The sequence below is a fragment of the Symbiobacterium thermophilum IAM 14863 genome (genome assembly GCF_000009905.1).
Classification (GTDB): Bacteria; Bacillota; Sulfobacillia; order Symbiobacteriales; family Symbiobacteriaceae; genus Symbiobacterium; species Symbiobacterium thermophilum.
In genome coordinates this window covers 2,289,586-2,314,816 of the sequence record NC_006177.1, presented here as the reverse complement: position 1 = coordinate 2,314,816, position 25,231 = coordinate 2,289,586, and the positions used below count along the sequence as shown (strand labels likewise).

Annotated in this window: 29 protein-coding genes; 17 read left to right on the top strand and 12 right to left on the bottom strand. The window is 68.8% G+C overall.

Annotated features, from left to right (window positions below; all coding sequences use genetic code 11):
• Nucleotides 1-101 precede the first annotated feature (101 nt).
• On the top strand, nucleotides 102-1,211 hold the full coding sequence (locus tag STH_RS18025; RefSeq protein WP_197525161.1) for a DUF262 domain-containing protein: 1,110 nt from the start codon (nucleotides 102-104) through the stop codon (nucleotides 1,209-1,211).
• Nucleotides 1,208-1,879: an MAE_28990/MAE_18760 family HEPN-like nuclease gene (locus STH_RS18470; RefSeq protein WP_148205562.1), complete on the top strand. Its 672-nt coding sequence runs from the start codon at nucleotides 1,208-1,210 to the stop codon at nucleotides 1,877-1,879. Before STH_RS18025 ends, STH_RS18470 begins: the two co-directional genes overlap by 4 nt.
• Nucleotides 1,880-2,174: 295 nt before the next feature.
• Here STH_RS18470 and STH_RS10880 read toward each other — a convergent pair whose 3' ends face one another.
• Together STH_RS10880 and STH_RS10875 are read right to left on the bottom strand one after the other, a co-directional pair.
• Nucleotides 2,175-2,816, bottom strand: a complete 642-nt coding sequence (locus tag STH_RS10880) for a YkoP family protein (protein ID WP_011196294.1) — start codon at nucleotides 2,814-2,816, stop codon at nucleotides 2,175-2,177.
• Nucleotides 2,776-3,537: a polysaccharide deacetylase family protein gene (locus tag STH_RS10875; protein ID WP_050742242.1), complete on the bottom strand. Its 762-nt coding sequence runs from the start codon at nucleotides 3,535-3,537 to the stop codon at nucleotides 2,776-2,778. The genes STH_RS10880 and STH_RS10875 overlap by 41 nt, the downstream gene beginning before the upstream one ends.
• 93 nt (nucleotides 3,538-3,630) lie before the next feature.
• Between STH_RS10875 and STH_RS18850 the strand changes: the two genes are divergently transcribed.
• The gene (locus STH_RS18850) at nucleotides 3,631-3,897 is read left to right on the top strand and encodes a hypothetical protein (protein ID WP_011196292.1); all 267 of its coding nucleotides are present in this window, start codon (nucleotides 3,631-3,633) and stop codon (nucleotides 3,895-3,897) included.
• Nucleotides 3,885-4,820: a D-2-hydroxyacid dehydrogenase gene (locus tag STH_RS10865; RefSeq protein ID WP_050742241.1), complete on the top strand. Its 936-nt coding sequence runs from the start codon at nucleotides 3,885-3,887 to the stop codon at nucleotides 4,818-4,820. Before STH_RS18850 ends, STH_RS10865 begins: the two co-directional genes overlap by 13 nt.
• Nucleotides 4,821-4,924: 104 nt before the next feature.
• On the opposite strand, the gene STH_RS10860 is transcribed toward STH_RS10865, so the two are convergent.
• Nucleotides 4,925-5,110, bottom strand: a complete 186-nt coding sequence (locus tag STH_RS10860) for a hypothetical protein (protein WP_011196290.1) — start codon at nucleotides 5,108-5,110, stop codon at nucleotides 4,925-4,927.
• Nucleotides 5,111-5,163: 53 nt separating this feature from the next.
• On the bottom strand, nucleotides 5,164-6,201 hold the full coding sequence (gap, locus tag STH_RS10855) for a type I glyceraldehyde-3-phosphate dehydrogenase (protein WP_011196289.1): 1,038 nt from the start codon (nucleotides 6,199-6,201) through the stop codon (nucleotides 5,164-5,166).
• 331 nt (nucleotides 6,202-6,532) lie between these two features.
• Between gap and lpdA the strand changes: the two genes are divergently transcribed.
• The 4 genes from lpdA (at nucleotide 6,533) to STH_RS10835 (ending at nucleotide 11,461) form a co-directional block, all read left to right on the top strand.
• Nucleotides 6,533-7,948 (top strand): dihydrolipoyl dehydrogenase, encoded by a 1,416-nt coding sequence (gene lpdA / locus STH_RS10850; RefSeq protein ID WP_011196288.1) that lies wholly within the window; start codon nucleotides 6,533-6,535, stop codon nucleotides 7,946-7,948.
• Between the two features lie 122 nt (nucleotides 7,949-8,070).
• Nucleotides 8,071-9,075, top strand: a complete 1,005-nt coding sequence (locus STH_RS10845; protein ID WP_070105456.1) for a thiamine pyrophosphate-dependent dehydrogenase E1 component subunit alpha — start codon at nucleotides 8,071-8,073, stop codon at nucleotides 9,073-9,075.
• A gap of 4 nt (nucleotides 9,076-9,079) precedes the next feature.
• Nucleotides 9,080-10,063 (top strand): alpha-ketoacid dehydrogenase subunit beta, encoded by a 984-nt coding sequence (locus tag STH_RS10840; RefSeq protein ID WP_011196286.1) that lies wholly within the window; start codon nucleotides 9,080-9,082, stop codon nucleotides 10,061-10,063.
• An 18-nt stretch (nucleotides 10,064-10,081) separates the two neighbouring features.
• Nucleotides 10,082-11,461, top strand: a complete 1,380-nt coding sequence (locus STH_RS10835; protein WP_011196285.1) for a dihydrolipoamide acetyltransferase family protein — start codon at nucleotides 10,082-10,084, stop codon at nucleotides 11,459-11,461.
• A gap of 81 nt (nucleotides 11,462-11,542) precedes the next feature.
• On the opposite strand, the gene STH_RS10830 is transcribed toward STH_RS10835, so the two are convergent.
• From STH_RS10830 to STH_RS10810, 5 genes are all read right to left on the bottom strand, one after another.
• Nucleotides 11,543-12,367: an energy-coupling factor ABC transporter ATP-binding protein gene (locus STH_RS10830; protein ID WP_011196284.1), complete on the bottom strand. Its 825-nt coding sequence runs from the start codon at nucleotides 12,365-12,367 to the stop codon at nucleotides 11,543-11,545.
• Nucleotides 12,339-13,193, bottom strand: a complete 855-nt coding sequence (locus STH_RS10825; RefSeq protein WP_011196283.1) for an energy-coupling factor ABC transporter ATP-binding protein — start codon at nucleotides 13,191-13,193, stop codon at nucleotides 12,339-12,341. Before STH_RS10825 ends, STH_RS10830 begins: the two co-directional genes overlap by 29 nt.
• Complete coding sequence (locus STH_RS10820; protein WP_043713923.1) at nucleotides 13,190-13,957, bottom strand: energy-coupling factor transporter transmembrane component T family protein; 768 nt, start codon at nucleotides 13,955-13,957, stop codon at nucleotides 13,190-13,192. The genes STH_RS10825 and STH_RS10820 overlap by 4 nt, the downstream gene beginning before the upstream one ends.
• A gap of 94 nt (nucleotides 13,958-14,051) precedes the next feature.
• Nucleotides 14,052-14,663 carry a membrane protein gene (locus STH_RS10815; RefSeq protein WP_011196281.1) on the bottom strand — a complete coding sequence of 204 codons (612 nt, stop codon included), beginning with the start codon at nucleotides 14,661-14,663 and terminating at the stop codon, nucleotides 14,052-14,054.
• A gap of 11 nt (nucleotides 14,664-14,674) precedes the next feature.
• The gene (locus tag STH_RS10810) at nucleotides 14,675-15,424 is read right to left on the bottom strand and encodes a nucleoside phosphorylase (protein ID WP_011196280.1); all 750 of its coding nucleotides are present in this window, start codon (nucleotides 15,422-15,424) and stop codon (nucleotides 14,675-14,677) included.
• Between the two features lie 272 nt (nucleotides 15,425-15,696).
• Here STH_RS10810 and STH_RS10805 point away from each other — a divergent pair, with 272 nt between their 5' ends.
• Together STH_RS10805 and lipA are read left to right on the top strand one after the other, a co-directional pair.
• Nucleotides 15,697-16,233 carry a short-chain dehydrogenase gene (locus STH_RS10805; RefSeq protein WP_043713922.1) on the top strand — a complete coding sequence of 179 codons (537 nt, stop codon included), beginning with the start codon at nucleotides 15,697-15,699 and terminating at the stop codon, nucleotides 16,231-16,233.
• A 63-nt stretch (nucleotides 16,234-16,296) separates the two neighbouring features.
• Nucleotides 16,297-17,259, top strand: coding sequence for a lipoyl synthase (lipA, locus tag STH_RS10800; protein ID WP_011196278.1), 963 nt, complete (start codon nucleotides 16,297-16,299; stop codon nucleotides 17,257-17,259).
• A gap of 120 nt (nucleotides 17,260-17,379) precedes the next feature.
• Here the strand turns inward: lipA and queG are convergent, their stop codons facing one another.
• Complete coding sequence (gene queG / locus STH_RS10795) at nucleotides 17,380-18,543, bottom strand: tRNA epoxyqueuosine(34) reductase QueG (RefSeq protein ID WP_011196277.1); 1,164 nt, start codon at nucleotides 18,541-18,543, stop codon at nucleotides 17,380-17,382.
• Between the two features lie 115 nt (nucleotides 18,544-18,658).
• Here queG and STH_RS17340 point away from each other — a divergent pair, with 115 nt between their 5' ends.
• The gene (locus STH_RS17340) at nucleotides 18,659-19,174 is read left to right on the top strand and encodes an NUDIX domain-containing protein (RefSeq protein WP_050742240.1); all 516 of its coding nucleotides are present in this window, start codon (nucleotides 18,659-18,661) and stop codon (nucleotides 19,172-19,174) included.
• Here STH_RS17340 and STH_RS10785 read toward each other — a convergent pair.
• Nucleotides 19,158-19,601 (bottom strand): (deoxy)nucleoside triphosphate pyrophosphohydrolase, encoded by a 444-nt coding sequence (locus tag STH_RS10785; RefSeq protein WP_011196275.1) that lies wholly within the window; start codon nucleotides 19,599-19,601, stop codon nucleotides 19,158-19,160. The two genes, STH_RS17340 and STH_RS10785, sit on opposite strands and share 17 nt — an antisense overlap.
• Nucleotides 19,602-20,723: 1,122 nt before the next feature.
• Here STH_RS10785 and STH_RS10780 point away from each other — a divergent pair.
• The 6 genes from STH_RS10780 to STH_RS10760 all read left to right on the top strand — a co-directional run bounded on the left by STH_RS10780 (nucleotide 20,724) and on the right by STH_RS10760 (nucleotide 24,838).
• Nucleotides 20,724-21,098: a metalloregulator ArsR/SmtB family transcription factor gene (locus STH_RS10780; protein WP_197525160.1), complete on the top strand. Its 375-nt coding sequence runs from the start codon at nucleotides 20,724-20,726 to the stop codon at nucleotides 21,096-21,098.
• Nucleotides 21,058-21,888 (top strand): SRPBCC family protein, encoded by an 831-nt coding sequence (locus STH_RS10775; RefSeq protein ID WP_043713921.1) that lies wholly within the window; start codon nucleotides 21,058-21,060, stop codon nucleotides 21,886-21,888. Before STH_RS10780 ends, STH_RS10775 begins: the two co-directional genes overlap by 41 nt.
• 41 nt (nucleotides 21,889-21,929) lie before the next feature.
• A complete protein-coding gene (locus tag STH_RS18845; RefSeq protein ID WP_011196272.1) occupies nucleotides 21,930-22,067 on the top strand; it encodes an SRPBCC domain-containing protein in 138 nt (45 codons plus the stop codon).
• Nucleotides 22,068-22,223: 156 nt separating this feature from the next.
• Entirely contained in the window at nucleotides 22,224-22,523 is a 300-nt protein-coding gene (locus tag STH_RS10770) for an SRPBCC family protein (protein WP_011196271.1), read from the top strand.
• 216 nt (nucleotides 22,524-22,739) lie between these two features.
• Nucleotides 22,740-23,876 (top strand): HD-GYP domain-containing protein, encoded by a 1,137-nt coding sequence (locus STH_RS10765; RefSeq protein WP_043713920.1) that lies wholly within the window; start codon nucleotides 22,740-22,742, stop codon nucleotides 23,874-23,876.
• 26 nt (nucleotides 23,877-23,902) lie between these two features.
• Nucleotides 23,903-24,838, top strand: a complete 936-nt coding sequence (locus STH_RS10760; protein WP_011196269.1) for an HD-GYP domain-containing protein — start codon at nucleotides 23,903-23,905, stop codon at nucleotides 24,836-24,838.
• A gap of 64 nt (nucleotides 24,839-24,902) precedes the next feature.
• Here the strand turns inward: STH_RS10760 and STH_RS10755 are convergent, their stop codons facing one another.
• On the bottom strand, nucleotides 24,903-25,217 hold the full coding sequence (locus STH_RS10755) for a DUF2325 domain-containing protein (protein ID WP_011196268.1): 315 nt from the start codon (nucleotides 25,215-25,217) through the stop codon (nucleotides 24,903-24,905).
• Between the last annotated feature and the right edge of the window lie 14 nt (nucleotides 25,218-25,231).

The following is a 25,231-nucleotide window of genomic DNA, read 5'->3' as shown; positions in this document are numbered from 1 at the left end:
TAGCCTCCGATGACGTGTGTCGACCCTGAATGTCCAGGTGTGTTTGGTATTGCGTCTGCAGGTCGCAGAAATACTATGCCTACTGAAAGGGGAGGTTGGAGTTGTCTCTCGAGAAGGAGATTGCGGACAGGAGCCAAGAAATATCCACCGACGCCTATGCCATGTCGGTTGGTGAACTTGTTTCCATGTACCGTGATGGGGAACTCGACATCCATCCCGAGTTCCAACGCTTCTTTCGCTGGACTGATGCTCAGAAGACCGCTTTTATTGAGTCCCTCTTGCTAGGTATACCGATTCCCTCCATATTCGTTGCTGAGACAAGCTCAGGCACGTGGGACGTTATCGATGGACTTCAGCGAATTTCAACGGTTCTCCAGTTGATGGGTGAGCTGAAGGATCAGGATGGCAACAGAGTCCCACCTCTAAGGTTGCGGGCAACTCGATATCTTCCCAGCCTTCAGGGCATGGTATGGACAGCTGAGAAGGAAGGAGACATTGAGCTTCCGCAAGTCGCGAAGCTCAAGATTAAGCGGGCGCGGTTTGACATAAAGATTATTCTAAACACAAGCGATACCAAGAGTAAATACGAACTTTTCCAACGCCTCAATACAGGTGGATCCATCGCGACTGATCAGGAGGTACGGAACTGCATCCTGATCATGGTTAACCGTGAGTTTTATCACTGGCTCAACGAATTGCGTAACAATAAAGATTTCCAAGCCTGTCTTCCCCTGACTGATCGCCAACTCAGTGAGCAGTATGACATGGAACTAGCAACTAGGTTTATTGTGTTACGACGTATAGAGCTTGACGGTTTGTCCAAGATCGAGGAGGTCGGAAGTTTCCTCACGGATGAGATTATCAAGATAGCAGAGGACCCCACCTTTGACAGAGACGAGGCGAAAGCTGCGTTCGAGAAAACCTTCAGTCTTTTAGCATCGACTCTAGGTGAGGACAGCTTTAAGAGATTCGACCTTGAAAAGAATCGTCCAGTTGGCCCATTTCTTATTTCAATGTTCGAAATTGTGGCTTTAGGAATAGGGTACCACTGCCTCACTCCTGGCTACTCAAAGTCCTATGAGCAACTTGTCGAAAATCATATGAAAATTTGGGAGAATCCGAGGTTTACCAGTGGTACAGGTTCGGGGGTACGCGCGTCCTCACGCATTCCTTTAACGATTCCGCTTGGAAGGACGATCTATGCCCCATGAAGATTCGTTCAGTTGACGAGTTGGTGTCATTCTTGGACAGCGAGTTGGCCTGGCGTAAGCGGGAACTCACGACTTTCAAGCTTGAGGTGGAAGCCTGCAAGAGGGACCATCTACGAAAGCTTTGGCTTAGAGCTGCTGTGCCGATATTGTATGCCCACTGGGAAGGTTACATAAAACTGGCAGCCCAGGCCTATCTTGCATATGTTGCTTCGAAGGGTCTCCGTTACTGCGATCTCCAGTTCAACTTTGTGGCTGTTGCTCGTTTAGGGGACATACAGCAAGCTGCTCGTACAAAGCAGGCTGAAAAGCATGTACAACTCGTTGAGTCTTTCATCCGATTTGACACAGAGCAGGCACGGATTCCTACAGAAGGCATAATTGACACAGCTTCAAACCTTAATAGTGAGGTACTCAGCAACGTTCTTTGCACTATTGGACTTCCTTACGATGAATATTGGAGAGCCAAGGCTGTGAAGATTGACCGTTCACTCTTGGGCCTCCGAAATGGTATCGCTCACGGCGAGAGGCGTGAGGTTACCTTGGACGAGTACCGGGAATTACATGAGCTTGTTATTGATTGCTTGGAATACATGAAGCGTATGGTCGAAGCATATTGTGAGAATCGATGGTATTTACGAGGAAGCGCTCTTGACAAGAGAATGGCTTAGCCGCTGTGATCGCACCGTCAGTCTGTCCCTTCAAGAGGGCCAAAGCCTGATCTAACTATCGTTCAGGGGAGTCGAAGTAATACTCAGGTGAATGGGGATGTTTCGGCAACTCTCAAGGACTCCGCATATAGCAAGGGTGTGAAGGCGCGACTCGGGCGGTTACACTCACCATTCAGCGCTGGCGCAAGCGGACATGGGGCGGGTGGCGGAGCCCCCTTGCCTTGTTCGCCCTGGAGCCGTGGGTGTACGCGACGGTTTGCTCGGCAACAACGGTAGTCAAGGTCGTGTTGACGCCTCAGGTAGGCGGCTCCGACGATGCGGTGGGCCCTCCTGGTCCGGAGGACCGTCCCGGCCGGGCGGGCCCTACCGTTTGGAACGCCTCCTCCCCGTCTGCCGGCGCGGGCCCGATTAAGGCACGGAGCCTGTCCATCGGGAGGAAGATTTCCCGCGCGACGAGCGCCTCGGCGCGGTGCTGCACCCGATCTGTTGCCTCGGGGTGGTAGGCGGCGAGCAGCCCGCGCATGTACCAGGTGGCCAGCCGGCCGACGAAGCCGGCTGCCGGCTCGGCCACGGCGAAGCCGAGGGCATCGACCCCGCGGTGGAGCACGGTCATCCCCCAGAGACCCGCGGCCCCGGCCAGGGCGGGGTCCGACTCCACCGCCCGGGCCAGGGCGCGCAGGTCGGCCAGCAGGGTTCGCCGGAGCCACAGGATGCGCCGGTGCGGGCTCTGGCCTGCGGTCTTCTCGGCCAGGCGGCGGCTGTCCAGGTGCAGCTCCAGCACCAGGTCGCCCCGGCGGAGCGACGCCCCGCCTTCCACGGCGATGCCCCGGCCCCGGTAGCGGCGCACGGCGTAACCCAGGACGCCGTCCGGGCGGGCCGGCCGGATGCCGAGGAACCTACGGACGAGGCGATCCCATGTCCGGACCAGGCGGCGCATCCGTCACCCTCCTTTCCGCCGGCTCCAGCAGCTCCGACAGGCTGACCGGCGTGAGCCCCCGGCGCCTGAGCCCGGCGATCACCCGGGGCAGCGCCCGGGCCACGACCGCCGGGGCGTCGGGCCGTGAACCCGGTCCGGCCGCGTCGTGCAGCAGCAGGACGGTGCCGGGCTTCGCGCGGCGCATGGCGTCCAGGTAGATGGAGTGGGCCGTGGTCGCCCGGGACCACTCGGCCACGTGCAACGACCAGACCACCGGGATGAGCCGGTGCCGCTTCGCGGCGATCCCCGTCCAGAGGTTGAAGATGCCCCACGGCGGCCGGTAGTAGCGGGGCCGGCGCTGCAGGATCCCGGTCAGGACCCGCACGGTGGCCTCCACGTCCGCCAGGGTGGACCGCAGCCCCTGCAGGGCCGCCGGCCGGTGCCGGTATCCGTGCACGCCCACTTCGTGCCCCGCGGCGGCCACCTGCCGCACCAGGTCGGGATGAGCCTCCGCCCGGCTGCCCAGCATGAAAAAGGTCGCCCGTACCCCGAAGCGGTCCAGGATCTCCAGGATCCGCGGGGTCCACACCGGATCCGGACCGTCGTCGAAGGTGAGCGCGACCTGTGGCGGCACGGCCGGCAGCCCCGTGAGCGCGCGGCGGAAACCGGTCCGCGCCAGCAGGGTGGGCAGACCGGTGTAGCCGAAGAGGGTGAGCAGGAGCAGGGTCATCGGATCGGGCACACCCGTCCCCCCCTCACGCGGGATGATCGTCCCTGGGAAGACAGGAGAGGACCTCTTCTTTGGCGAATTTTCTGTCTCCAGGAGGGATGACCGGTGCATGGGGGAGTGCGTGGATTCCTGATCACGCTGGGGATATGGGTGTTTCTGACGCTGACCCACATGACCATCGAGTGGATCGGCGGGCGCAGCCCCCTGGCGATGTTCGCCCGGGAGCCGCGGGCGCGGTACATCGCGATCACGGTGGCCGTCGTGCTGGCCTTGGGGACGGCCATCGGCGTCGCCTCCGACCGGGTGCGTCGTCGCGCCGCGCAGGCCGCCGGCGCCGCCGGTGGAAAGGAGGAGTCTGCATGGCCAGGGTGATTCTAGTCTACGAGCCCAAGCGGGCCGGTACGTATGCGGACCTGCTGGAGCGTGCGATCCCTAATCCGGCCGATTACCGGCTGATCCCCTGCACCAGCCGGGAGGAGGCCGAGCGCGCCATCGGCGAGGCGGAGATCCTCTTCTGCTTCCGGTTCCCCGCGGATCTGCTGCAGGGGGCGCACCGGCTGCGCTGGATCCAGGCGATGGCGGCCGGGGTGGATGACCTGGTCGCAGCGCCGCTGCCGCCGGGCGTGCTGCTGACCCGCATCGAGGGGCTGTTCGGCACGCCCATGAGCGAGTACGCCTTCGCCCACATGCTGGCCTACGCCCAGCAGCTGCGCCGGGTCTACGCCGCGCAGGCGGAGCGCCGCTGGGATCCGTTCCGGGCGGAGACGCTGGCGGGAAAGCGGCTGGGGGTGGCGGGCATCGGGTCCATCGGCCTGGAAGTCGCCGTCAGGGGCAAGGCCTTCGGCATGGAGGTCTGGGGCCTCGCACGCACGCCCGGGCCGCGGCCGCATGTCGACCGGGTCTTCACCCCTGATCAGGTCCGGGAGTTCACCGCCGGGGTCGACTTCCTGGTCAGCACCCTGCCGGACACGCCCGAGACCCGCGGGCTCATCGACCCCGAGGGGATGAAGGAGGGGGCGCTGCTGATCAACGTGGGCCGCGGCGCGACGCTGGACGAGGGCGCGCTCCTGCGGGCGGTGCGCAGCGGCCGCATCCGGGCGGTGCTGGACGTCTTCGCCGTGGAGCCGCTGCCCGGGGACCACCTCTTCTGGACGGAGCCGGGCATCACCGTCACGCCGCACATGAGCGGGCTGAACCGGCCCGATGCGATCGCCGCCTACTGCGCGGAGAACCTGCGCCGGTTCGAGCGGGGCGAGCCCCTGCGCGGCGTGGTGGATCTGGCCCGCGGGTATTGATCGCAACCCGGGCACAGCGCGAGCCAGGCGCCGCGCCGGCGACGCAAGGCAAGGCGGCCGTGGGGAGCCGGCGGGCTCCCCACGGCCGCCCTGTATCTACCCGGTCAGCGGCTGTCTGCATGCTCGGGTTCGCTGGTCTTCTCCCACACGGTGGGCTTGCCGGTGGACGGGCACTCCCGGAAACGCTCCCCGGCCTGGTATGTCCAGCGCGTCTGGTCCTCGCACTGGTACGTGCCGGACTCGGTGACCTTCTCGCCCGTCCGGCCCCGCGGCGGTTGTCCGTGGCCCACGCCGATCACCTCCCGGGGATAGTCTGCGCGGAGCGCCGCGGGGGCACCGGCCCTCAGTCCGCGACGCCCTCCAGCGGCGGCTCCAGCGCCAGCTGCCGGGCGACCAGCGCCGCGAGGTCGACGACCCGGCACGAGTACCCCCACTCGTTGTCGTACCAGGCGATGACCTTGGCCAGGTTGTCGGGTCCGACCATGGTCAGGGTGCCGTCGACGATCGCCGAGTGCGGGTCGCCGATGAAGTCGGCTGAGACCAGCGGTTCGTCGCTGTATGCCAGGATGCCCCTGAGCGGCCCCTGGGCGGCGCTGCGCAGGGCGTCGTTGATCTCCTCCCGGGTGGCCGGCCGCTCCAGCTGGACCACCAGATCGACCACGGACACGTCGGGGGTGGGCACCCGCAGGGCGAAGCCGTTCAGCCGGCCCTTCAGCTCGGGCAGCACCTGGGCGACGGCTTTCGCCGCGCCGGTGGTGGTGGGGATGATGGACGCGGTGGCCGCACGGGCCCGCCGCAGGTCGCGGTGGGGGTTATCCAGCATGTTCTGGTCGTTGGTGTACGCGTGGACGGTGGTCATGAGGCCGGTGCGGATGCCGAACGTTTCGTGCAGCACCTTGGCGACGGGCGCCAGGCAGTTGGTGGTGCAGGAGGCCGCCGCGATGATGTGGTGCTCTGCCGGGCGGTACGCGCCCTCGTTGACGCCCATGACCACCGTGACGTCCGGATCCTTGGTGGCGGTGGTGATGATCACCTTCCGGGCGCCGGAGTGCAGGTGCAGCGCGGCGCGCTCCCGCTCCTTGTGCTTGCCGGTCGCGTCGATGACGATATCGATGCCCAGTTCCCGCCAGGGCAGCCTGGAGGCATCCCGCTCGGACACCAGGCGGACGACGTGGCCGTCGACCACGATCTCGCCGTCGCCGGCGACCACCTGGGCATCCAGCCGGCCGTGTACGGTGTCGTACTTCAACAGGTGGGCCAGGGTCTCGGCCGGGTATGACGCGTTGACGGCGACCAGGTTGAGGTCGGGGTGACGGAGCAGCCTGCGGCAGACCATGCGGCCGATGCGTCCGAAGCCGTTGATCGCCACATTCGCCTTCACTTCGACAAACCTCCCGCCGCGGGGCCCGGGGCCCCGTAGTCCATAAGTGCCATCGATTTCACCATAGCATCCAAACTCCGATCATGCTAATCGATCATGCTGATGCAACCAATTGACTAGGTCTATAGACCGGGGGCAGCACGGGACAGGGGGATCGTGCACCGAAATGCCTGCAGTCTCTTGCACGTCACTGCAAGTCTGTGCAGAACTTCAAAGGGGCCGGCTGGTCCGAAAGGGCTACATCACTGGCACAAAAGTTGCATCCACTGTATAGCACCTCGGTGCGCGCGGGCCCCGGGCCCGCGCGGCCGCAAAAGGGGGCGCGAGCTGCATGAGCCACTCCTTCGACGTCGTCGTCATCGGCGGCGGCCCCGGCGGATACGTCGCCGCCATCCGCGGCGCGCAGCTGGGGCTCCGGGTCGCCCTGGTGGAGCAGGACAAGGTGGGCGGCACCTGCCTGCACCGGGGCTGCATCCCGACCAAGGCCTACCTGCGCAGTGCGGAGGTGCTGCACACGCTGCGCCAGTCCCGGGAGTACGGGGTGCTGACGGGCGGCGTCGACCTCGACTTCGCCGCCGTCCGGTCGCGCAAGGACAAGGTCGTGAGCAACCTTCACAAGGGCATCCAGGGGTTGCTGAAGAAGAACGGCGTCGCCGTGTTCCAGGGGCGGGGGGCGCTGGTTCCGCCTTCGATCTTCTCGCCCAACGGGCTGGTCTCCGTCATGGTCGGCGACCAGCAGGAGCTCCTGGAGTTCAACAAGGTCATCATCGCCACGGGTTCCCGGCCCAAGACCCTGGGCATCCCCGTGGACGGCGCGCACGTGATGACGTCCGACGAGGCCCTGGCCCGGCCGGACCTGCCCGCGTCGGTGATCATCATCGGCGCCGGGGTGATCGGCATGGAGTGGGCGAGCCTCTACGCGGACTTCGGCGTCAGGGTGACCGTGCTGGAGTTCCTGGATCGCATCCTGCCCACGGAGGATGAGGCGGTGGCGGCCGAGCTGCATAAGCTGATGACCCGCCGCAAGGTGGAGATCGTGACCGGCGCCGCGGTGCTGCCCGAGTCGGTGCAGGCGGAGGGCGGGCAGGTGCGGGTGCAGGCCCGCGTGGGCGAGCAGGTCCGGGAGTTCCAGGCCGAGGCGCTGCTGATCGCGGTGGGGCGTGAGCCGGTGACCCGGGGCTTCGGTCTGGAGAACCGGGAGCGGGTGACCTACGGACCGGGCGGGTTCATCCAGGTGGACGGCTTCGGCCGGACCGGAGACCCGGCGATCTACGCCATCGGCGACGTGGCCGGCGGTGGGCTGGCCCACGTCGCGTCGCACCAGGGGATCATTGCGATGGAGCACATCGCCGGCCTGAACCCGGAGCCCTTCGCCCCGGTCCGGGTGCCGCGGTGCGTCTACACCCGGCCGGAGGTGGCCTCGGTGGGCCTCACCGAGGCGCAGGCCCGGGAGCAGGGCCGGGAGGTCCGGGTCGGCACCTTCCCCTGGCGGGGGATCGGGAAGGCGCTGGTCCACGGTTCGGTGGACGGCTTCGCGAAGATCGTGGCCGACGCCGCGACGGGCGACGTGCTGGGTGTTCACCTGATCGGGCCCGACGCGACCAACCTCATCGCCGAGGCGGGCCTGGCCCTGACGCTGAACGCTTCGGCCTGGGAGCTGGGCCAGGTGATCCACCCGCACCCGACCCTCGCCGAGATCTTCGGGGAGGCCGCCCTCGCGGTGGAGGGGCGCGCGATCCACATGTAGGCGATTCTCCTGCAGAAGACCGGCCTGCAGGCGGTGGAAGGCTGGTGACGGACCGGCCGTCCGCTCCCGTGCAGGCGGTGGATTTCCAGGTGAGTGAGCATCGAGACGGGAGGGGGAGAGCGATGAAGGAAGCGACCATGGCCCGGCATGAGGCCCTGGGGCTGACGGCGGACCAGGTGCGGGAGATGTACTACTACATGCTGCTCACCCGCCGGCTGGACGAGCGGCTGTGGCTCTTGCAGCGGGGGGGCAAGATCCCGTTCGTCATCTCGCCGCAGGGGCAGGAGGCGGCCCAGGTGGGGGCGGCGTTCGCCTTCCGCCGGCGGCAGGACTGGTTCACGCCCTACTACCGGGATCTGGGGGTCAACCTGGTGGTGGGGGTGACGCCCCGGGAAGTGATGCTGAGCGCCTTTGCCCGGGGCGCCGACCCGGCGTCCGGCGGCAAGCAGATGCCGTCCCACTGGGGGAACCGGCCGCTCAACATCGTGTCCGGCTCCAGCCCGGTGACGACCCAGGTCCTGCACGCGGTGGGGATCGCCCAGGCGGCCAGGATGCGGGGCGACGACGTGGTGGTCTACACCGCCTGCGGCGAGGGCTCGTCCAACCAGGGCGACTTCCACGAGGCCCTGAACTGGGCGGGGCTGCACAAGCTGCCGGTGATCTTCATGGTCCAGAACAACGAGTACGCGATCTCCGTGCCCCTGAGCCAGCAGGTGGCGGGCGGCTCGGTGGCGGCCCGCGGGCGGGGGTACGGTATGCCCGGGGTGGAGGTGGACGGGACGGACGTGCTGGCGGTCTACGAGGTCGTGAAGGAGGCCCACGAGCGCGCCCGGCGGGGCGAGGGGCCGACGCTGATCGAGGCCCGCTGCATCCGGATCACGTCCCACTCCTCGGACGACGACCAGCGGCGCTACCGGGACCCGGAGGAGATCGCGGCCGTGCAGGTCCGGGACCCCATCCGGAAGGCGCGCCAGTACCTGTTCGAACACGGGCTGATGGACGAAGCGGCCGAGCAGGAGCTGGAGCGGAAGGTGGCGGCCATCGTGGACGACGCGACCGACTGGGCGGAGGCCCAGCCGTACGCCGCCCCGGAAGAGGCCCTGCGCCACGTGTACAAGGAGGGATGAGCCGATGCCGGTGATGAACCTGGTGGAGGCCGTGCGCGACGCGCTGCGCACCGAGATGCGCCGCGACCCCGACGTCTGGATCGTGGGGGAGGACGTCGGGAAGAAGGGCGGCGTCTTCGGGGCGACGCTGGGGCTCTACGACGAGTTCGGCCCCCAGCGGGTGATGGACTCGCCGCTCACCGAGTCGGCCATCGTCGGCGTGGGCATCGGGGCGGCGCTCTACGGCACCAAGCCCGTCTGCGAGATCCAGTTCGCCGACTTCATCTTCCCGGCGATGAACCAGATCGTCTCCGAGGCGGCCAAGATGCGCTACCGCTCCAACAGCGCCTGGACGGTGCCGATGGTGATCCGGGCGCCCTTCGGCGGCGGGGTGCACGGCGGGCTGTACCACTCCCAGTCCGTGGAGCAGTACTTCACCAACACCGCCGGCCTGAAGGTGGTGGTGCCGTCCACCCCGTACGACGCCAAGGGGCTGCTCATCTCGGCCATCCGGGATCCCGACCCGGTGCTCTTCTTCGAACATAAGGGGCTCTACCGCGCGGTGAAGGGCGAGGTCCCCGAGGGGGACTATACCATCCCCATCGGCAAGGCCGAGGTGAAGCGGGACGGCACCGACATCACCGTGATCACCTACGGCAAGGTGGTCCACTTCTGCCTGGAGGCCGCCGAGCTGCTTGCCCGGGAGGGGTACGAGGCCCTGGTGCTGGACCTCAGAACCCTCCTGCCCCTGGACCGGGAGGCGATCGTCGCCGCCGCCCGCAAGACCGGCAAGGTGCTGATCGCTCATGAGGCGGGCAAGACCCACGGCGTCGGCGCCGAGGTCGCGGCGATCATCGCCGAGGAGTGCCTCTTCGACCTGGACGCGCCGATCAAGCGGCTCTGCGGCCCGGATGTCCCCGCCATGCCCTACGCCGGGCCGATGGAGAAGTTCTACATGCTGTCGACGGAGAAGTGCCTCGCGGCCATGCGGGAGCTGGCCCAGTTCTAGGCGAGGGGGGAACGCGCAATGGAGATCACCATGCCGCAGCTGGGCGAGTCGGTGACGGAAGGGACGATCAACCGGTGGCTGGTGGCCCCCGGGGATGTGGTGAAGCGGTACCAGCCCATCGCCGAGGTCATCACCGACAAGGTGAACGCGGAGATCCCCGCGCCCGCGGACGGACGGATTCTGACGCTGGACGTGCCGGAGGGGAGCACGGTGCCGGTGGGCGCCCGCATCGCCACCATGGAGGTTGCGGGAGAGGACGCGGGGCAGGCGCCCGCGCCGGTGGGCGCTTCGGCGCAGGCAGCATCGCAGGCGGCCGCCCCCCAGGGTGCGCCGGCGGTCGGCGGAGGCAGCGGGGCGCCGGATCGGGCGAGCCGCGGCCGGTACAGCCCTGCGGTCCTGCGCCTCGCCCAGGAGCACGGCGTTGACCTGAGCCAGGTGCGGGGCACCGGCCTCGGCGGCCGGATCACCCGCAAGGACGTGGAGGCGTTCATCGCCGCGCGCGCCGCGGGCGCGCCGGCGGCGCCTCCGGCCGCTGCGGCGGCCCCGGCGGGGGTGGCAGCTCCGGCCCCGGCGGGGGTGGCAGCTTCGGCCCCGGCGGCGCCGGCAAGCGGGGTGGCCGTGGCTGCGACTTCGGCGCCGTCCGTCGCGGCGCCGACGCCGTCGGCCCCTGCGGCAGCACCCGTCCAGCCGGCGCCCGGCGACCGGGTCATCCCCGTCGACCCGGTGCGCCGGCGCATCGCCGCCAAGATGGTCCAGGCCAAGCACGAGGCCCCGCATGCCTGGACGATGATGCAGGTGGACGTCACCAACCTGGTGAAGCTGCGGGAGCAGGCGGGGCCCGAGTTCCGGGCGCGGACCGGACGGCCGCTGTCGTACGTGCCCTTCTTCATCAAGGCGGTGGTGGAGTCGCTGCGGGAGTACCCGATCCTCAACTCCCAGTGGAACGGCGATGAGATCGTGATCCGGCAGGACATCAACATCTCCGTCGCCGTGGCGACCGAGGACGCCCTGGCGGTGCCGGTGATCAAGCACGCCGACCGGCTCTCCATCGCAGGCCTGAACGAGGCGGTGGCGGATCTGGCCGAGCGGGCCCGGGCCGGCCGGCTGACTCTCGACGACGTGACCGGCGGCACCTTCACGGTGAACAACACCGGGGCCTTCGGTTCGTTCCTCTCGGCGCCGATCATCAACTACCCGCAGGCGGCGATCCTCTCCTTCGAGAAGATCACGAAGATGCCGGTGGTGCTGGAGAACGACGCCATCGCCATCCGGTCGATGATGAACATCTGCCTGTCGCTGGACCACCGCATCCTGGACGGGCTGGTCTGCGGCCGCTTCCTGCAGGCGGTGAAGCGGCGGCTGGAGTCGTACGGGCCGGGCACCGTCAGCCTGTACTAGGCTGCCGACGCGCCTGTGCGAGGGACCATCACAGAGGAAATCGGACCCGGGCACCTGCCCGGGTCCGATGCACTTGGGCGTTCACGACTTTCGTGCCTGCAGCGCCCGCACCCGCGCCACGAACGCCTCGACGGTCAGCGGCGGGTCGGGGAGGCCCAGCCCCTGCCCCAGCAGGGTGATCGGCGGCGGCTCCAGGCCCGCCTTCCGCAGCAGGTCGGGCTGGGCGAAGATCTCCTGCGCGGTGCCGTCGGCCAGCACCTGCCCGTCCTGGAACACCAGGACCCGCTGGAAGTACCGCGCGACGAAGTCCATGTCGTGGGTGATGGTGATCACCGTGCGCCCCTGCGCCTGCAGCCACGTGACGATCTCGCCGATCTGGCGCACGCCGTTCACGTCCTGGGCGATGGTCGGCTCGTCCAGGATCACCACCGGCGTGTCCATGGCCAGCACGCCGGCGATGGTGACCAGCTTCCGCTCCGCCAGCCCCAGATCGTAGGGGTTGTGCTGTTCGACCCCGGTGAGGCCCACCCGCTCCAGGGCCTGCTCGGCGCGCCGGCGCGCCTCCTCCGGGCTCAGCCCCAGGTTGAGGGGGCCGAACATGACCTCGTCCAGCACCCGGCTCTTGAAGAGCTGGTCGGAGGGGTTCTGGAAGACCAGCCCTACCTTCCGGGCCATGGTGGCGACGGTGGTGGAGCGGGTGGAGACGCCGTCCACCAGGACCTCGCCCCCGGTCGGCTTCAGGAGGCCGTTGAGCAGCCGGACGAAGGTGGACTTGCCGGCGCCGTTCTGCCCGATGATGGCCACCGAGCCGGGCGTCAGCGTCAGGTCGATGCCCCGCAGCACCTCCACGCCCGGGGTGTAGTGGAAGCGGAGGTCCCTAACGATGATCTCGGCCAAGCCGCTCACCCCCAATCCGCACCGCCTGCTCCACCGTGACCGGGTAGGTGCCGTCGGGCTCCTGCCAGCCCAGCTCCCGGGCGGCGGCGGTCACGGCGGGCACCGCCACCCCGCGCGCCGTGAGGCCGTCCAGGCTGAACACCTCGCCCGGCGGGCCCCAGGCCACCACCTGCCCCCGGTCCAGCACCAGCACCTTGTCGGCCTGGGCGGCGATGCGGTCCACCTTGTGCTCGGCCATCACCACGGTCATGCCCTGCCGGCAGAGATCGGCCACCGCGGCGAACACCTCGCTGGTGCCCGCCGGGTCCAGCTGGGACGTGGGCTCGTCCAGGATGAGGACCTCGGGCTGCATCACCAGCACCGAAGCGATGGCCAGCCGCTGCATCTGGCCGCCGGAGAGGGCGAAGGGGTTCCGGTCCCGCAGCTCCCACAGCCCCAGAAGACGCAGGGCCCATTCGATCCGCCGGACCATCTCATCCCGGGGGATTCCGGTGTGCTCCAGCCCGAAGGCCACCTCTTCGTACACCGTGAACTTGGCCCCCGACATCTGGGTGAACGGGCTCTGGAAGACGAGTCCGGCCCTGCGGCTGACCTCGGCCACGGTGCTGGCGTGCACGTCCAGGCCGGCCACCTCCACCCGGCCGCCGATGGCGCCCTTGTAGAAGTGGGGCACCAGCCCTACCAGCGCCTGGCAGAGGGTGGACTTGCCCGCCTTGTTGGGGCCGACGATGCCCACGAACTCCCCCGGTTCCACCCGAAAACTGACGCCGTCCAGAGCCAGGTGCGTCTGCCGGGGGTAGCGGTAGCGCAGGTTTTCCACCACGATCACGCTCATGACAGCATCACCCGCCCTGCGATGCCCAGCGCCAGCGCGGCCAGGGCGGCGATGCGCACCGGCCAGGCGTAGCCCGGGATGATCTCGTCCCTCAGGAACGTGAGCTTCCGGTTGGAGGCGAAGCCCCGCACCTCCAGGGCCAGGGCCCGCTCCTCCGTGGCGATGAGGGAGGAGGTGACCAGCGGCCCCATCAGCGGGATGAAGGCGCGCAGGCGCACCCAGAGGCTGCCCTCGGTCTCCATGCCCCGGGACCGCTGTGCGTCGGTGATCCGGCCGGCGGCCTCCACCATGACGGGGATGACCTGCAGCACCGCGATGATGACGTAGCCGAACCGGGAGGGGAGCCCCCGGCGCATCAGGGATTCCACCAGGTCCGAGGGCCGGGTGGTCAGGATGAGGATGAGGCTCGAGGCCAGGATGTTATAGAGCCGCAGGGTCAGCCGGAGCCCCAGCAGCAGCCCTTCCCGGTAGAAGGTGACGGGACCCAGCGTCAGCGCCGGGGTGGCGTTGCCCGCGTAGACCAGCCCCTGGACGATGAAGAAGGTGACGGCGATGAGGAGGACGCCGGCGAAGACGGCTCCTGACCGGCGCAGCACCCGGGCCGTGGCCAGGATGGCGAGCGCGGCCGCCAGCAGGAGGGCCGGGGCCAGGTGGCCGGGCAGGACGAAGGTCAGGGCCAGGCCGACGGCGGCGAGGAGGAGCTTGGAGACGGGGTCCAGTCGGTGGACCCAGGAGTCGCCGGGCACGTAGAGGGTGAACTGCACGGAGGGTCACCTGCCTGTCACTGCGGCGCCGGGGCTGGCAGAGAGGCAGCCCCGGCGCCGGTCTGCGATGTGGATGGCCCGCAGGGAGGAGCGGCTACAGCTTCTCCACCTGGCCTTCGCCCGCGAACAGCCCCACGAGCCGCTGCGGCAGCGCCTTGAAGATGAGGAAGGAGATGATGACGGTCGCCACCTTGTCCAGGAGGTCGACGACCAGCTCGTCGATGAACGAGGCGATCCAGACCGGCGTGCCCCCGTTCCGGAGCACCGTGTACAGGGCGTCGCCCCAGACGTTGCCGGTGGTGCCCTCCCACAGGATGACGTTGATGGGCGTGGAGACCACCGCCGCCGCCAGGGCGACGATGAGGCCCAGCACCACGGCCCGGGGGAAGTCCCGGATCCAGCCGGTCATGGCCAGGTAACCGACCAGCAGGCCGATGACGATCGAGGTGATCAGGTACCAGAATGAGACCGGGTCAGCGGTGATGCCGAAGATGATGTTGTTGACCCCGCCGGAGATGGCGCCGATCCAGGGGCCGGCCAGCATGCCGGCGAGGACGGTGCCGATGGAGTCCAGCCACAGGGGGAGCTTCAGGGCAGCGGCGAAGAGCTTGCCGACGTAGTTGATGCCCACGGCGACCGGAATCAACACCAGGGAGAGGGTCGTGAACCGGAAAGCCCAGACATTCTTCTTCTGCTGCGCAGCCATAAGCGCACCTCCTAGCCAGATTCTTCGGTCCACAGCGCGTGAAGCGCCTGCAGCGCCACCCGGATCTCCGCCGTTTCGCCTTGCCGCGCCGCCTCCTTTCCTGCCACCAGGTCGTTGATCCCTTCCTCCAGCCCGCCGTCCGCCGGAACCACCACGTTGAGCACGCTGGCGGCCCGGGCGCCCCGCAGGCGGGCGAGGGTAAGGAGGGTGGCCGTCTCCATGTCGGAGCCGAGGACGCCCTTGCCCGCCCAGAAGCGGGTCAGCTCGTCCTCCCGGTCGGTGTAGAAGCTGTCGTGGCTGCGCACCAGGCCGGCGTGGGCGGTGACCCCCAGGTCCCCGGCCGCCTTCAGCAGCGCGGCCAGGACCGCATGGTCGCTCACGGCGGGGTACGCCGGGGGCACGTACATGGCGCTGGCGCCTTCCTCCCGTACAGCTCCGACAGCGACCAGCAGGTCGCCGACCCGGATCCCCGGCTGCAGCGCCCCGGCGCTCCCCACGCGGATCAGGACCCGCGCGCCCACCCGGATCAGCTCCTCCACCGCGATGGCGGTCGACGGGCCGCCGATGCCGGTGGAGGTGGCGGAGACGGGCATGCCCCGGAAGGTGCCGGTGATGGTGCGGTATTCCCGGTTGCAGGCGATCTGTTCCCAGCGGTCCAGCTGGGCGGCGATCGCGTGGATACGGCCCGGGTCGCCGGGCAGCAGGACGAAGGGGGCGACGTCGCCCGGACGGCACTGGATGTGTGGCTGGCGTTCGACCACGGCGGTTCCTCCCCGACACGGATTGTGAAGAATTACCTTCGTAATTGTACCACACTTTACCGTGCGCGTGTCGCGGCATGTGGAGCCCTGTCGCGGGCCAATCCCCCGGACCCGGACCGTCCCCGGACCGGATCCGGCGGCACCGGCTGCACAGAGGCCGCGCGTATGGTAGACTGTCCGTAATCCGCCGAAACTTGCGGCGAGTGGCACCCGGGTTCCCGACGCGGGCGACGCGCCCTTCGTCGGGGACCCGGGGTGGGAGGAGGGGGAACATGCACGCACTGGTCGTGGGCGGGACCGGCATGCTCCGGGAAGCGACGCTGGCGCTGACCCGGCGCTTCGCCACCGTCAGCGTGGTGGCCAGGCGGGCGGACGCGATGCCGGGCAGACCGGCAGGAATTAACCCGGTGCCGGTGGACTACCACGACACCGGGGCCCTGGCGCAGGCCCTCCGGCGGGCGATCGGGCAGCACGGACCGGTCCGGCTGGCCGTCTGCTGGATCCACAGCACGGCGCCGGAGGCCCTGGGGGTCGTGGCGGCGGAGATCGGCCGCAGCGGCGAGCCCTGCCGGCTGTTTCACGTGCGGGGGAGCGCCGCCGCCGACCCCACCCGGCTGCCGCGGCCGGCCCTGGAGGCCCTGCCGCCCAATGTCGCGTATCGGCAGGTCATCCTGGGCTTCCAGATCGAGGGCGAGCGCTCCCGCTGGCTCACCCACGGCGAGATCAGCCAGGGGGTGCTCCAGGCCATCGCGGACGACGCCGAGTACCACGTGGTGGGCGTGGTGCGCCCGTGGGAGCGGCGGCCGTGACGCCCGGGGCACGTTGCGTCCGGGCCCGAAAGCGGGTAGACTTGGGGCAGACGAGGTGAGAACATGGCCGAGTTCCGGATCGACCCCGAGATGGAGCTGCCCGTCCTGCCCAGCCGCGCCCGGGCGGACGTGAGCCGGAAACCCGAGTGGCTGAAGATCAACCTGCGTACGGATGCGGAGTTCGTCGAGCTGAAGCGGCTGATGCGCGGCCAGGGGCTGCACACGGTCTGCGAGGAGGCCCGCTGCCCCAACATCTTCGAGTGCTGGAACCGGCGGACGGCGACGTTCATGATCCTGGGCGACATCTGCACCCGCAACTGCGGGTTCTGCGCCGTGCGGTCGGGCGTGCCCACCGGGCTGGACCTGGCGGAGCCTGAACGGGTGGCGGACGCCTGCGTGCAGCTGGGCCTGCGGCACGTGGTGGTCACCTCGGTGGCCCGGGACGACCTGAGCGACGGCGGTGCGTCCATCTTCGCCGAGACCATCCGGGCCATCCGGCGCAAGAACCCCTTCACCGGCGTGGAGGTGCTCATCCCCGACTTCGGCGGCAACTGGGACGCCCTGGCCGTCGTCATGGACGCGGAGCCCGACGTCCTCAACCACAACATCGAGACGGTGCGCCGGCTTTCGGACCGGGTGCGGTCCCGGGCGAAGTACGACCGGTCGCTGGAGCTGCTCCGCCGGGCGAAGGAGATGAAGCCCCACGTCAGCACGAAGTCCTCGATCATGGTCGGCCTGGGCGAGACCATGCAGGAGCTGTACGAGGCGATGGACGACCTGCGCGCGGCGGGCGTCGACATCGTGACCTTCGGCCAGTACCTGCGGCCCACGGCCCGCCATCTGGCGGTGGAGAAGTTCTACACCCCGGCCGAGTTCGAACACCTGCGGGAGGAGGCCCTGAAGCGGGGGTTCGCCCATTGCGAGTCGGGTCCCCTGGTACGTTCCTCCTACCACGCCGACGAGCAGTCGGCGCAGGCCGTCGCCCGGCGCACGGGTGCCGGGCGCGCGGCGCAGACCGGGGACTGAGGGCATGACAGGGGGCCGTCCCTCACCGCCGGGACGGCCCCCGCTACCAAGAATGGGCATAGCAGAGGCGCCGAAATAGGGGCTGCCTCTGCTTGCTATTCTGGCCGCAACCTGCCGCCGCTATTCGCCGCCTCCCAGCGATTCCAGCGCGGCGCCGAGCTCCAGCCGGACGGCGGGGTCGGTCTCGCATGTGGCCCGCCGGGCGAGGGCGGAGCGCGCGGCATCCCTGGCGTCCGGGGCCAGTCGGCCGAGCCGGCCCAGGGCCCAGGCCGCGTGGGCGCGCAGGATCGCGCTCTCGCTTTCCAGGGCGGCGGTGAGCGCCGGTAGGGCGGCCGGGTCGCCGCTGTTGCCCAGGGCGATGAGCGCGTTGCGCTGGATGGTGGTCTTTCCCCGCCAGCCCGCGGCCGTCGGCTCGAACCAGCGGCGGAAGTCGCCCTTGGTCATGGCCATGAGCCGCAGCAGGTCCGGTTCGCCCCCATCCAGGTCGGGGGACGGGGCGAACTCGGGGTGGCGGGAGGGGCGGGCCCGGCGGTTGTAAGGGCAGACATCCTGGCAGTCGTCGCAGCCGAAGAGCCGGTTGCCCATGACCTCCCGGTACTCGGCGGGGATGATGCCCTTCATCTGGGTGATGTGGGAGAGGCAGCGGTCCCACTCCAGCCGCCATTCGCTGAGCGCCCCGGTGGGGCAGGCGTCGATGCAGAGGGTGCAGGCGCCGCAGGCAGGCGGCTGCGGCTCGTCGGGCGGCAGCGGCAGGGTCGTCAGCAGCTCGCCGAGGAAGACCCAGGTGCCGTACTCCCGGGTGATGAGGTTGGTGTGCTTGCCGAACTTGCCGATGCCCGCCCGTTCGGCCACCGCCCGGTCCAGGGGCGGCCCGGTGTCCACATAGGCCACGTGCCGGTGGCCCGGGGCGCGGCGCTCCAGCCAGGCGGCGAGCGCCAGGATCCGGTCCTTCAGGATCTGGTGGTAGTCGCGGCCCCGGCAGTAGCGGGAGAGCCAGCCCCGCAGGGCGACGCGGTCCTCGGGCGGGCGCGGGGCGTCGGGGTGGTAGTAGGCGATCCCGCAGGCAATGATGGCCTTCACGCCGGGGAGCAGCCGCTCGGGGTAGACCCGCTCCTCGACCACCGGGTGCTCGTAAGGGTTGGGGCCGCGCCCGCGGGCGATGCGCTCCTCCAGGATCTGCCGTTCCCGCAGGAAGGGCTCCGCCGGTGCCACGCCGACCAGGTCGATGCCGATCTCCCGCGCACGGTCCTTCATCTCGGCCTTCAGCCGTTGGAGGTCGGGCATGGGAACGGGGTTCAGGCGGATCCCTCCTTCCGTCGCCGGGGCGCTGGGAATGGCGCCGGCGAATGCGGTAAGATGGCGCTGTTGAAATCATCACTGCGAAAGGAAGTGGAATCGGATGGGCGAGCAGGTGACCGGCATCCGGGTCGTCGCCCGGGTGATGGTGTTCAACGCCGGCGGCGAACTGCTCCTCTGCCGCAGCCGGGACGGGTCAGCGTGGGTGCTGCCCGGCGGCACGCTGGACCCGGGGGAGGACCTGCGTACCGCCGCCGTCCGGGAGGCGGCGGAGGAGGCCGGGGTCGCCGCAGAGGTGGGACCGTTAGCCTACGTGCAGGAGTTCCGTTCCGCGCGCCGGTCGGAGCACGTGGTCGAGATCGTCTTCCGGGCGGCGGCGCCCACCGGCCATCCGTCCGGCGCCGCACTCGCCGGGCGGGCGGCCGAGCCGGCCGGTCCGGCCGACCGGCCCTGGCAGGGCTGGCGCATCCAGGACCCGGACGGGCCGGTGCGGGAGTGCCGCTGGTTCACCCGGGCCGAGGTGGCCGCGCTCTCGGAGCCGGTCTACCCAGAGGAGCTTCGGGACGCGCTCTGGGAGGACGGCGGCGCCGTCCACCTGGGGCTCATTCACCTGGGCTGACGGGGCGGCCCTCGCCCGGGGCTCCGGCTTCGGCCTGGAGCCGGGCGACCGTCGGCAGATCGGCGGGGGCCCAGTCGAGCCGGCCCAGTGCGGCGACGGGCACCCAGCGCAGCTCCGCGTGCTCCCGGGATACGGGCCGGCCGCGGACGAGGCGCGCCCGGAATGTCAGCAGCCGCACCACCACCTCCGGGTAGCGGTGCGTGGCCTCCGCGACTGGCTCGCCGACGACGATGTCGCACCCCAATTCTTCGCGAATCTCCCGGCGCAGCGCCTCTTCGGGGCGCTCGCCGGGTTCAATTTTTCCGCCGGGGAACTCCCAGAGACCGCCCCGGGCCGATCCGGGAGCCCGGCGGGCGCAGAGCACCTCGCCCGATTCGTTTTCGATGACCGCGCCGACCACGTCGATCTGTGGTACTGCCTGGTTCAACGGGCTGCCCCCTTGCCGCGACTGTGATCCTCTCTATCTAGGACTACCCCACGGAACGCCGGTTTGCAAGGGGCGGCCGGGGCCGCGCGGGCTCGGCGCCGGTTTCGTGCATTTCCCTCGTGCACGCTGCGCGGATACCTGATTCCGGCTTTTCCCGCCCTGCCGTTGATGCGAATGTGCACTTTCGTGAAACCCGCGCCCCATGGGCTTTTCCCGTCCCGCGAGCCTGGACACGCTTGCTGCGCAAGGATCCGAAGAAAGTGCACATTCGTTGCTGCGGCACGACCCGGACCGAAGCTCGGTCCTCGAATACGTTCCCGCGGGGGCCGTGAACCCCGCCGTTGATGCGAATGTGCACTTTCGTGAAGCCCGCGCCCCATGGGCTTCTCCCGCCCCGCGAGCCCGGACACGCTTGCTGCGTAAGGACTCGACGAAAGTGCACATTCGTTGCCGCGGCACGACCCCGATCGAAGCGCGGTCCTCGACACGTTCACGCAGGGGCCATGAACCCCGCCGTTGACGCGAATGTGCACTTTCGTGAATCCCGCGCCTCCTGGGCTTTTCCCGCCCCGCGCGCCCGGAAACGCCCGCTGCGCAAGGACTCGAAGAAAGTGCACATTCGTTGCTGCGGCACGCCCCCGGCCAAAGCTCGGGCCCCGAACACCTTCACCCAGGGGTCCTGAACCCCGCCGTTGATGCGAATGTGCACTTTCGTGAAGCCCGCGCCCCATGGGCTCTTCCCGTCCCGCGAGCCCGGAAACGCTTGTTGCACAAGGACACGAAGAACGTGCACATTCGTTGCCGCGGCACGACCCCGATCGAAGCGCGGTCCTCGAACACGTTCACGCAGGGGCCATGAACCCCGCCGTTGATGCGAATGTGCACTTTCGTGAAGCCCGCGCCTCCTGGGCTTTTCCCGTCCCGCGCGCCCGGAAACGCCCGCTGCGCAAGGACTCGAAGAAAGTGCACATTCGTTCCCGTCGTGCCTGCGGGGTATCACCCCGGCCCCGGTCTCACGCCTGCCCTTGCCCAACGTGTTGACGCGAATGCATGTTGACAGAGGATTCGGTGTCTTATACACTCTGATACGTAAGTATCGACTTACATATGGGGGTGAGGCGGATGGAGCGGGTGCTGCAGGCCCTGGCCGACCCGACCCGCCGCCGCATCCTGGACCTGCTGGCGCAAAGCGACCTGGCGGCGGGAGAAATTGCCAGGCATTTTCCCGACATCTCCCGCCCGGCCGTGTCCCAGCACCTGGCCGTCCTGCGGGAGGCCGGGCTCGTGCGGGAGCGGCGGGAGGGAAGGAGGCGGATCTACCGGCTCGAGCCGGAACCGCTTCGGGAGCTGTGGGAGGGCTGGCTGTCGCACTATCAGCGGTTCTGGGACGACCGCCTGGCCGGCCTGAAGCGGCTGGTGGAGTCCGAAGACTGGCGAGGAGAGGGGGAGCAGACAGATGGAGGTTCGGGCATCCCGACAGATCGCCGCGGCTCCTGAGCGCGTGCGGCGGGCGCTGACGGACCCGGCGGAGCTCGCCGTCTGGAGCGGCGCCGCGGCCGAGGTCAGCGACTCGGTCTATCGCCTTCGCGGGGAAAGTGTGCCTACGGGATCCCTCGGCGGCCGGCTGCTGGAGAACGGCGATCGGGGCTTCCGGTTCGAGTGGCCGCTCGGGGGGTGGGTATCGGTGGTCGAGATCGTGCTGGATCCGGTGACCGGAGAGGGCGGCTCATCGGACCAGCTGACCCGGGAGGGACGCACAGTCGGGTCGGGAACGGGGGTGGGCCACGCCGGGGCCGGGTGCACCCGGGTCACCGTCCATCACCGGGGCATCCCGGAGGACGCGCTGCCGGCCCGCTGGCCGGAGCAGACCTGGCAGTGCGTCTGGGTCCTCTGGCTCCGGCTGCTGCAGGGCTGGGTGGAGCGGGCCGCGGCGCTGCCGCGTTTCGCCTTCCGGCCGCCCTTCGGAGCCGTGGTGGAGCGGTCCGTGGAGATCGACGCGCCCCCGGAGCGGGTGTGGGCCGCCCTGGTGGACCCGGTGTTGAGGGACCGGTGGCTCGGGGTTGCCCTGGGTCCGGAGCTGCGGCGGGAGGAGGGGCGGCTGCTGGTCTGCGTGTTCGCGGCGGACCAGCCGGCCACGACGGTCACGTGGCGGATCGATCCGCTGCCCGACGGGCGCACGCGGGTGACCGTGCGGGAGGAGGGGCTGGGCTGGGAGTCCATCGACAACCACCTGGGCTGGCACGACTGGCTGGTGGCCCTGGCCCTGGAGATGGGGCGGCCGGCGTAGCCGCTTGCCGTGCATGCACGCTGCAGGAGGGGGATGGAACGATGGAGATGGAACCGGTTCAGATGCGCCTGAAGGCGCCCCGGGAGCGGGTGTTCGCCGACTGGACGGAGCCGGACCTGCTGGTGCGCTGGTGGGGACCGGAGGCCCGGGCGGAGGTGGACTTGCTGGTGCGCTGGTAGGGGCCGGAGGCCCGGGCGGAGGTGGACTTGCTGGTGTGCTGGTAGGGGCCGGAGGCCCGGGCGGAGGTGGACTTGCTGGTGCGCTGGTAGGGGCCGGAGGCCCGGGCGGAGGTGGACTTGCTGGTGCGCTGGTAGGGGCCGGAGGCCCGGGCGGAGGTGGACTTGCGGGTGGGCGGCCGTTACCGGCTGTCGATGCGGTTGGGCTGGGGCGACCTGGTGTGCGTGGGGACGTACCGGGAGATCGTCCCGCCGGAGCGACTCGTCTTCACCTTCGCCTGGGAGGGCGACCCCGCCGGGGAGGAGACGGTGGTCTCGCTGTTCCTGCGGGAGGTCGACGGCGGGACCGAGCTGATCCTGCGACACGAGGGGTTTGCGGCCCCCGGGGTGGCGGAAAACCACCGGGACGGCTGGATGGACTGCGTCGGGCGGCTGGCGGCGCTTGCGCCGGCCCTTTGAGAGAGGGCGGCGGGAACTTACAGTTATAGGGAGTCAACATATCAAAAAACGGAAAACCAATCGATGAAGGTCCGGGTTGGAGAAGGATTAGGTCGCTATTGTGTATAACCCATACATTAATGTTTGTACCTTTGGTGTGTGCGTAACAGGGGAGGCGGACCGTGCATCCTCCGCGATGCGGCGCTCATCTGTCCTTCCAACCCGGAGGTGTACACTTTGTACCGGGTCCCGACGACCGACATCCGCGCCGGCATGAGACTGGGGAAGACGATCTTTTCTGCGAATGGCCAGGTGTTGCTGCAAGCGGGAACGGTGCTGAGGGAGTCCTTCATCGGGCCCTTGCTTTCGTACGGCATCACCACCGTGTACATCGTCAACGAGCTGGCGCCTGACGTCGAGCCGCTGGACGTCGTATCCGATGAGACCCGGATCCAGTTGAAGGACCAGATGCAGAGGACGATGGAGGAGGTGCGGGCGGCCCTCGCCGAGGCGACCCACGCCGGCCTTCGCCACTTCTCGCCCACCATCCGCACCGACGGCCTGAAGCAGACGATCGACCAGATCATCGCGGAACTGCTCAGCAACCCCAAGGTGGCCGTCAGCCTGGTGGACATCCGGTCTGCCGACCAGTACACGCTCAGCCACTCCGTCAATGTCTGCATCCTGTCCACCCTGCTCGGCATCGAGCTGGGGTTTTCACTGGACGACCTGCGGGATCTCGCCCTGGGAACGCTCCTGCACGACATCGGCAAGGTGGCGATCCCGCCGGAGATCCTCAACAAACCCGACCGGCTCACGCCCGAAGAGGCGGAGATCATGAAGCGGCACACGGTGCTGGGCTGGGAGCTCCTGAAGAACCAGCCCGAGATCCCGCCCACCGCGGCCGTGGTCGCGCTTCAGCACCACGAGCGCTGGGCCGGGGGCGGGTACCCGCACAACCTGCGCGACAACCAGATCTACCGGTATGCCCGGGTGTGCGCCATCGTCGACTGCTACGACGCGATGACGTCGGACCGCATCTACCGGAAGGGGCTCAGCCCCGCCATGGCGCTGGAATCGCTGTCGGGCCCCATGCACGGATTCTTCGATCCCCACTTCCTGCTCGCGTTCCTCAACTGCATCGCGCCCTGGCCGGTGGGCTCGATGGTGGAGCTGACCGGCGGGCGGAAGGCCGTGGTGGTGGCCGCTGAGCGCGGACGGGCCGACCGGCCCCGGGTACGGGTGCTGCTGGAGCCCGACGGGTCCCCCACGCCGCAGCCCTATGAGATCGATCTGTTCCGGGAGCGGCACGTGGAGATCATCCGCGAAGTCCACGAAGACGCTGATCAGTACATGAGGGAGATGGCTGTTTAGCCGCCCGCCCCGGGGAGGAACGCACTGTGGCGAAGGTCCGACGGGTACCGGTAGCCGAGCTGCAGCCCGGTGATCTTCTGGCGAGGGACGTGCTGAGCGAGGACGGCCGAGTCCTGCTTTCGACCGGAGTGCGACTCAACCGCAACTACATCTGGCAGCTCAGGCAGCACGGCGTCGAGGCGGTTTACGTGCCGGACACGTCGCCGCCCAAGCCGGCGCCGGAGCTTTCTCTGCGTCTCCGGCGCGAGGTGACCCAGGAGCTCAGGCAGTTCACGGACGGCCTGCGACGGACGATGGAGCAGGCCACCGCCACCGTGCGTCTGCCGGAGCTGGAGCTGGACACCAGCGGTATCCGCCGGGCGGTGGTGGGCGTCGTGCGCGAGGTCCTCACCCACCCGGCCGCGGCGCTGCCCCTGCAGGAGCTCAGGCAGGCCGATGAGTACACATTGCTGCATTCGGTGGAAGTGTGTCTCCTCTCCACCATGATCGGCCGGGCGATGGGGCTGCAGGGCAGCGCCCTGGTCGACCTGGCGATGGGCGCGCTGCTCCACGACCTGGGCAAGGTCGGCATTCCGACGGCGATCCTCAACAAGCCCGACAGGCTGACGCCCGAGGAGCTCGAGGTCATGAAGCGGCACACGACCCTGGGCTGGGTGTTGCTCAGGGAGCAGCCGGACCTGCCGCCCGAGGTGGCGCTGGTGGCGCTTCAGCACCACGAGCGCTGGGACGGCAGGGGATACCCGATGGGGCTGGCCGGCGAACAGATCCATCTCTACGCCCGCATCTGCACGGTAGCCGACGTGTACGACGCCCTCACCGCCGACCGCGTCTACCGGGAGGGGATCCACCCCACGGAGGCGCTGGCCACGATGGCGGGGCCGATGCGGGAGATGTTCGACCCCAAGGTCCTGCAGACGTTCATGAACGCCGTCGAGCACGTGCAGCGGCAGGGGACCGCCTGAGGAACCCGTTGGCCGGACAGACGAAAAGGCCGCCACCCGATCCCGGATGGCGGCCTCGATCGCGTCATGAGGCGGCGGAGGAGTCCAGACAGCCCTTGCGGTGCGGGCAGTCCTCGCAGTTCCGGAGCGAGGCGCAGATGGAACTCCAGGAGCGGCGGGAGAAGATGATCGGCAGCCCCCGCGCCTTGGCCTGCTGTTTGACCCACCTGGCGAGGTTGTGGTTGACGTAATCGATCAGCACGACGACCAGCTCCGTGCCGGACGGGATCTCGACGCGCCGCTCGCTCCGCCCCGTGACGTGCTTCACGGACCGGTAGCCGAGCCGGCGCAGGTGTTCGTCGATGGAGCCCAGGTGATCGCCGCCGATGACGAGGACCACTGCCCACACCTCCT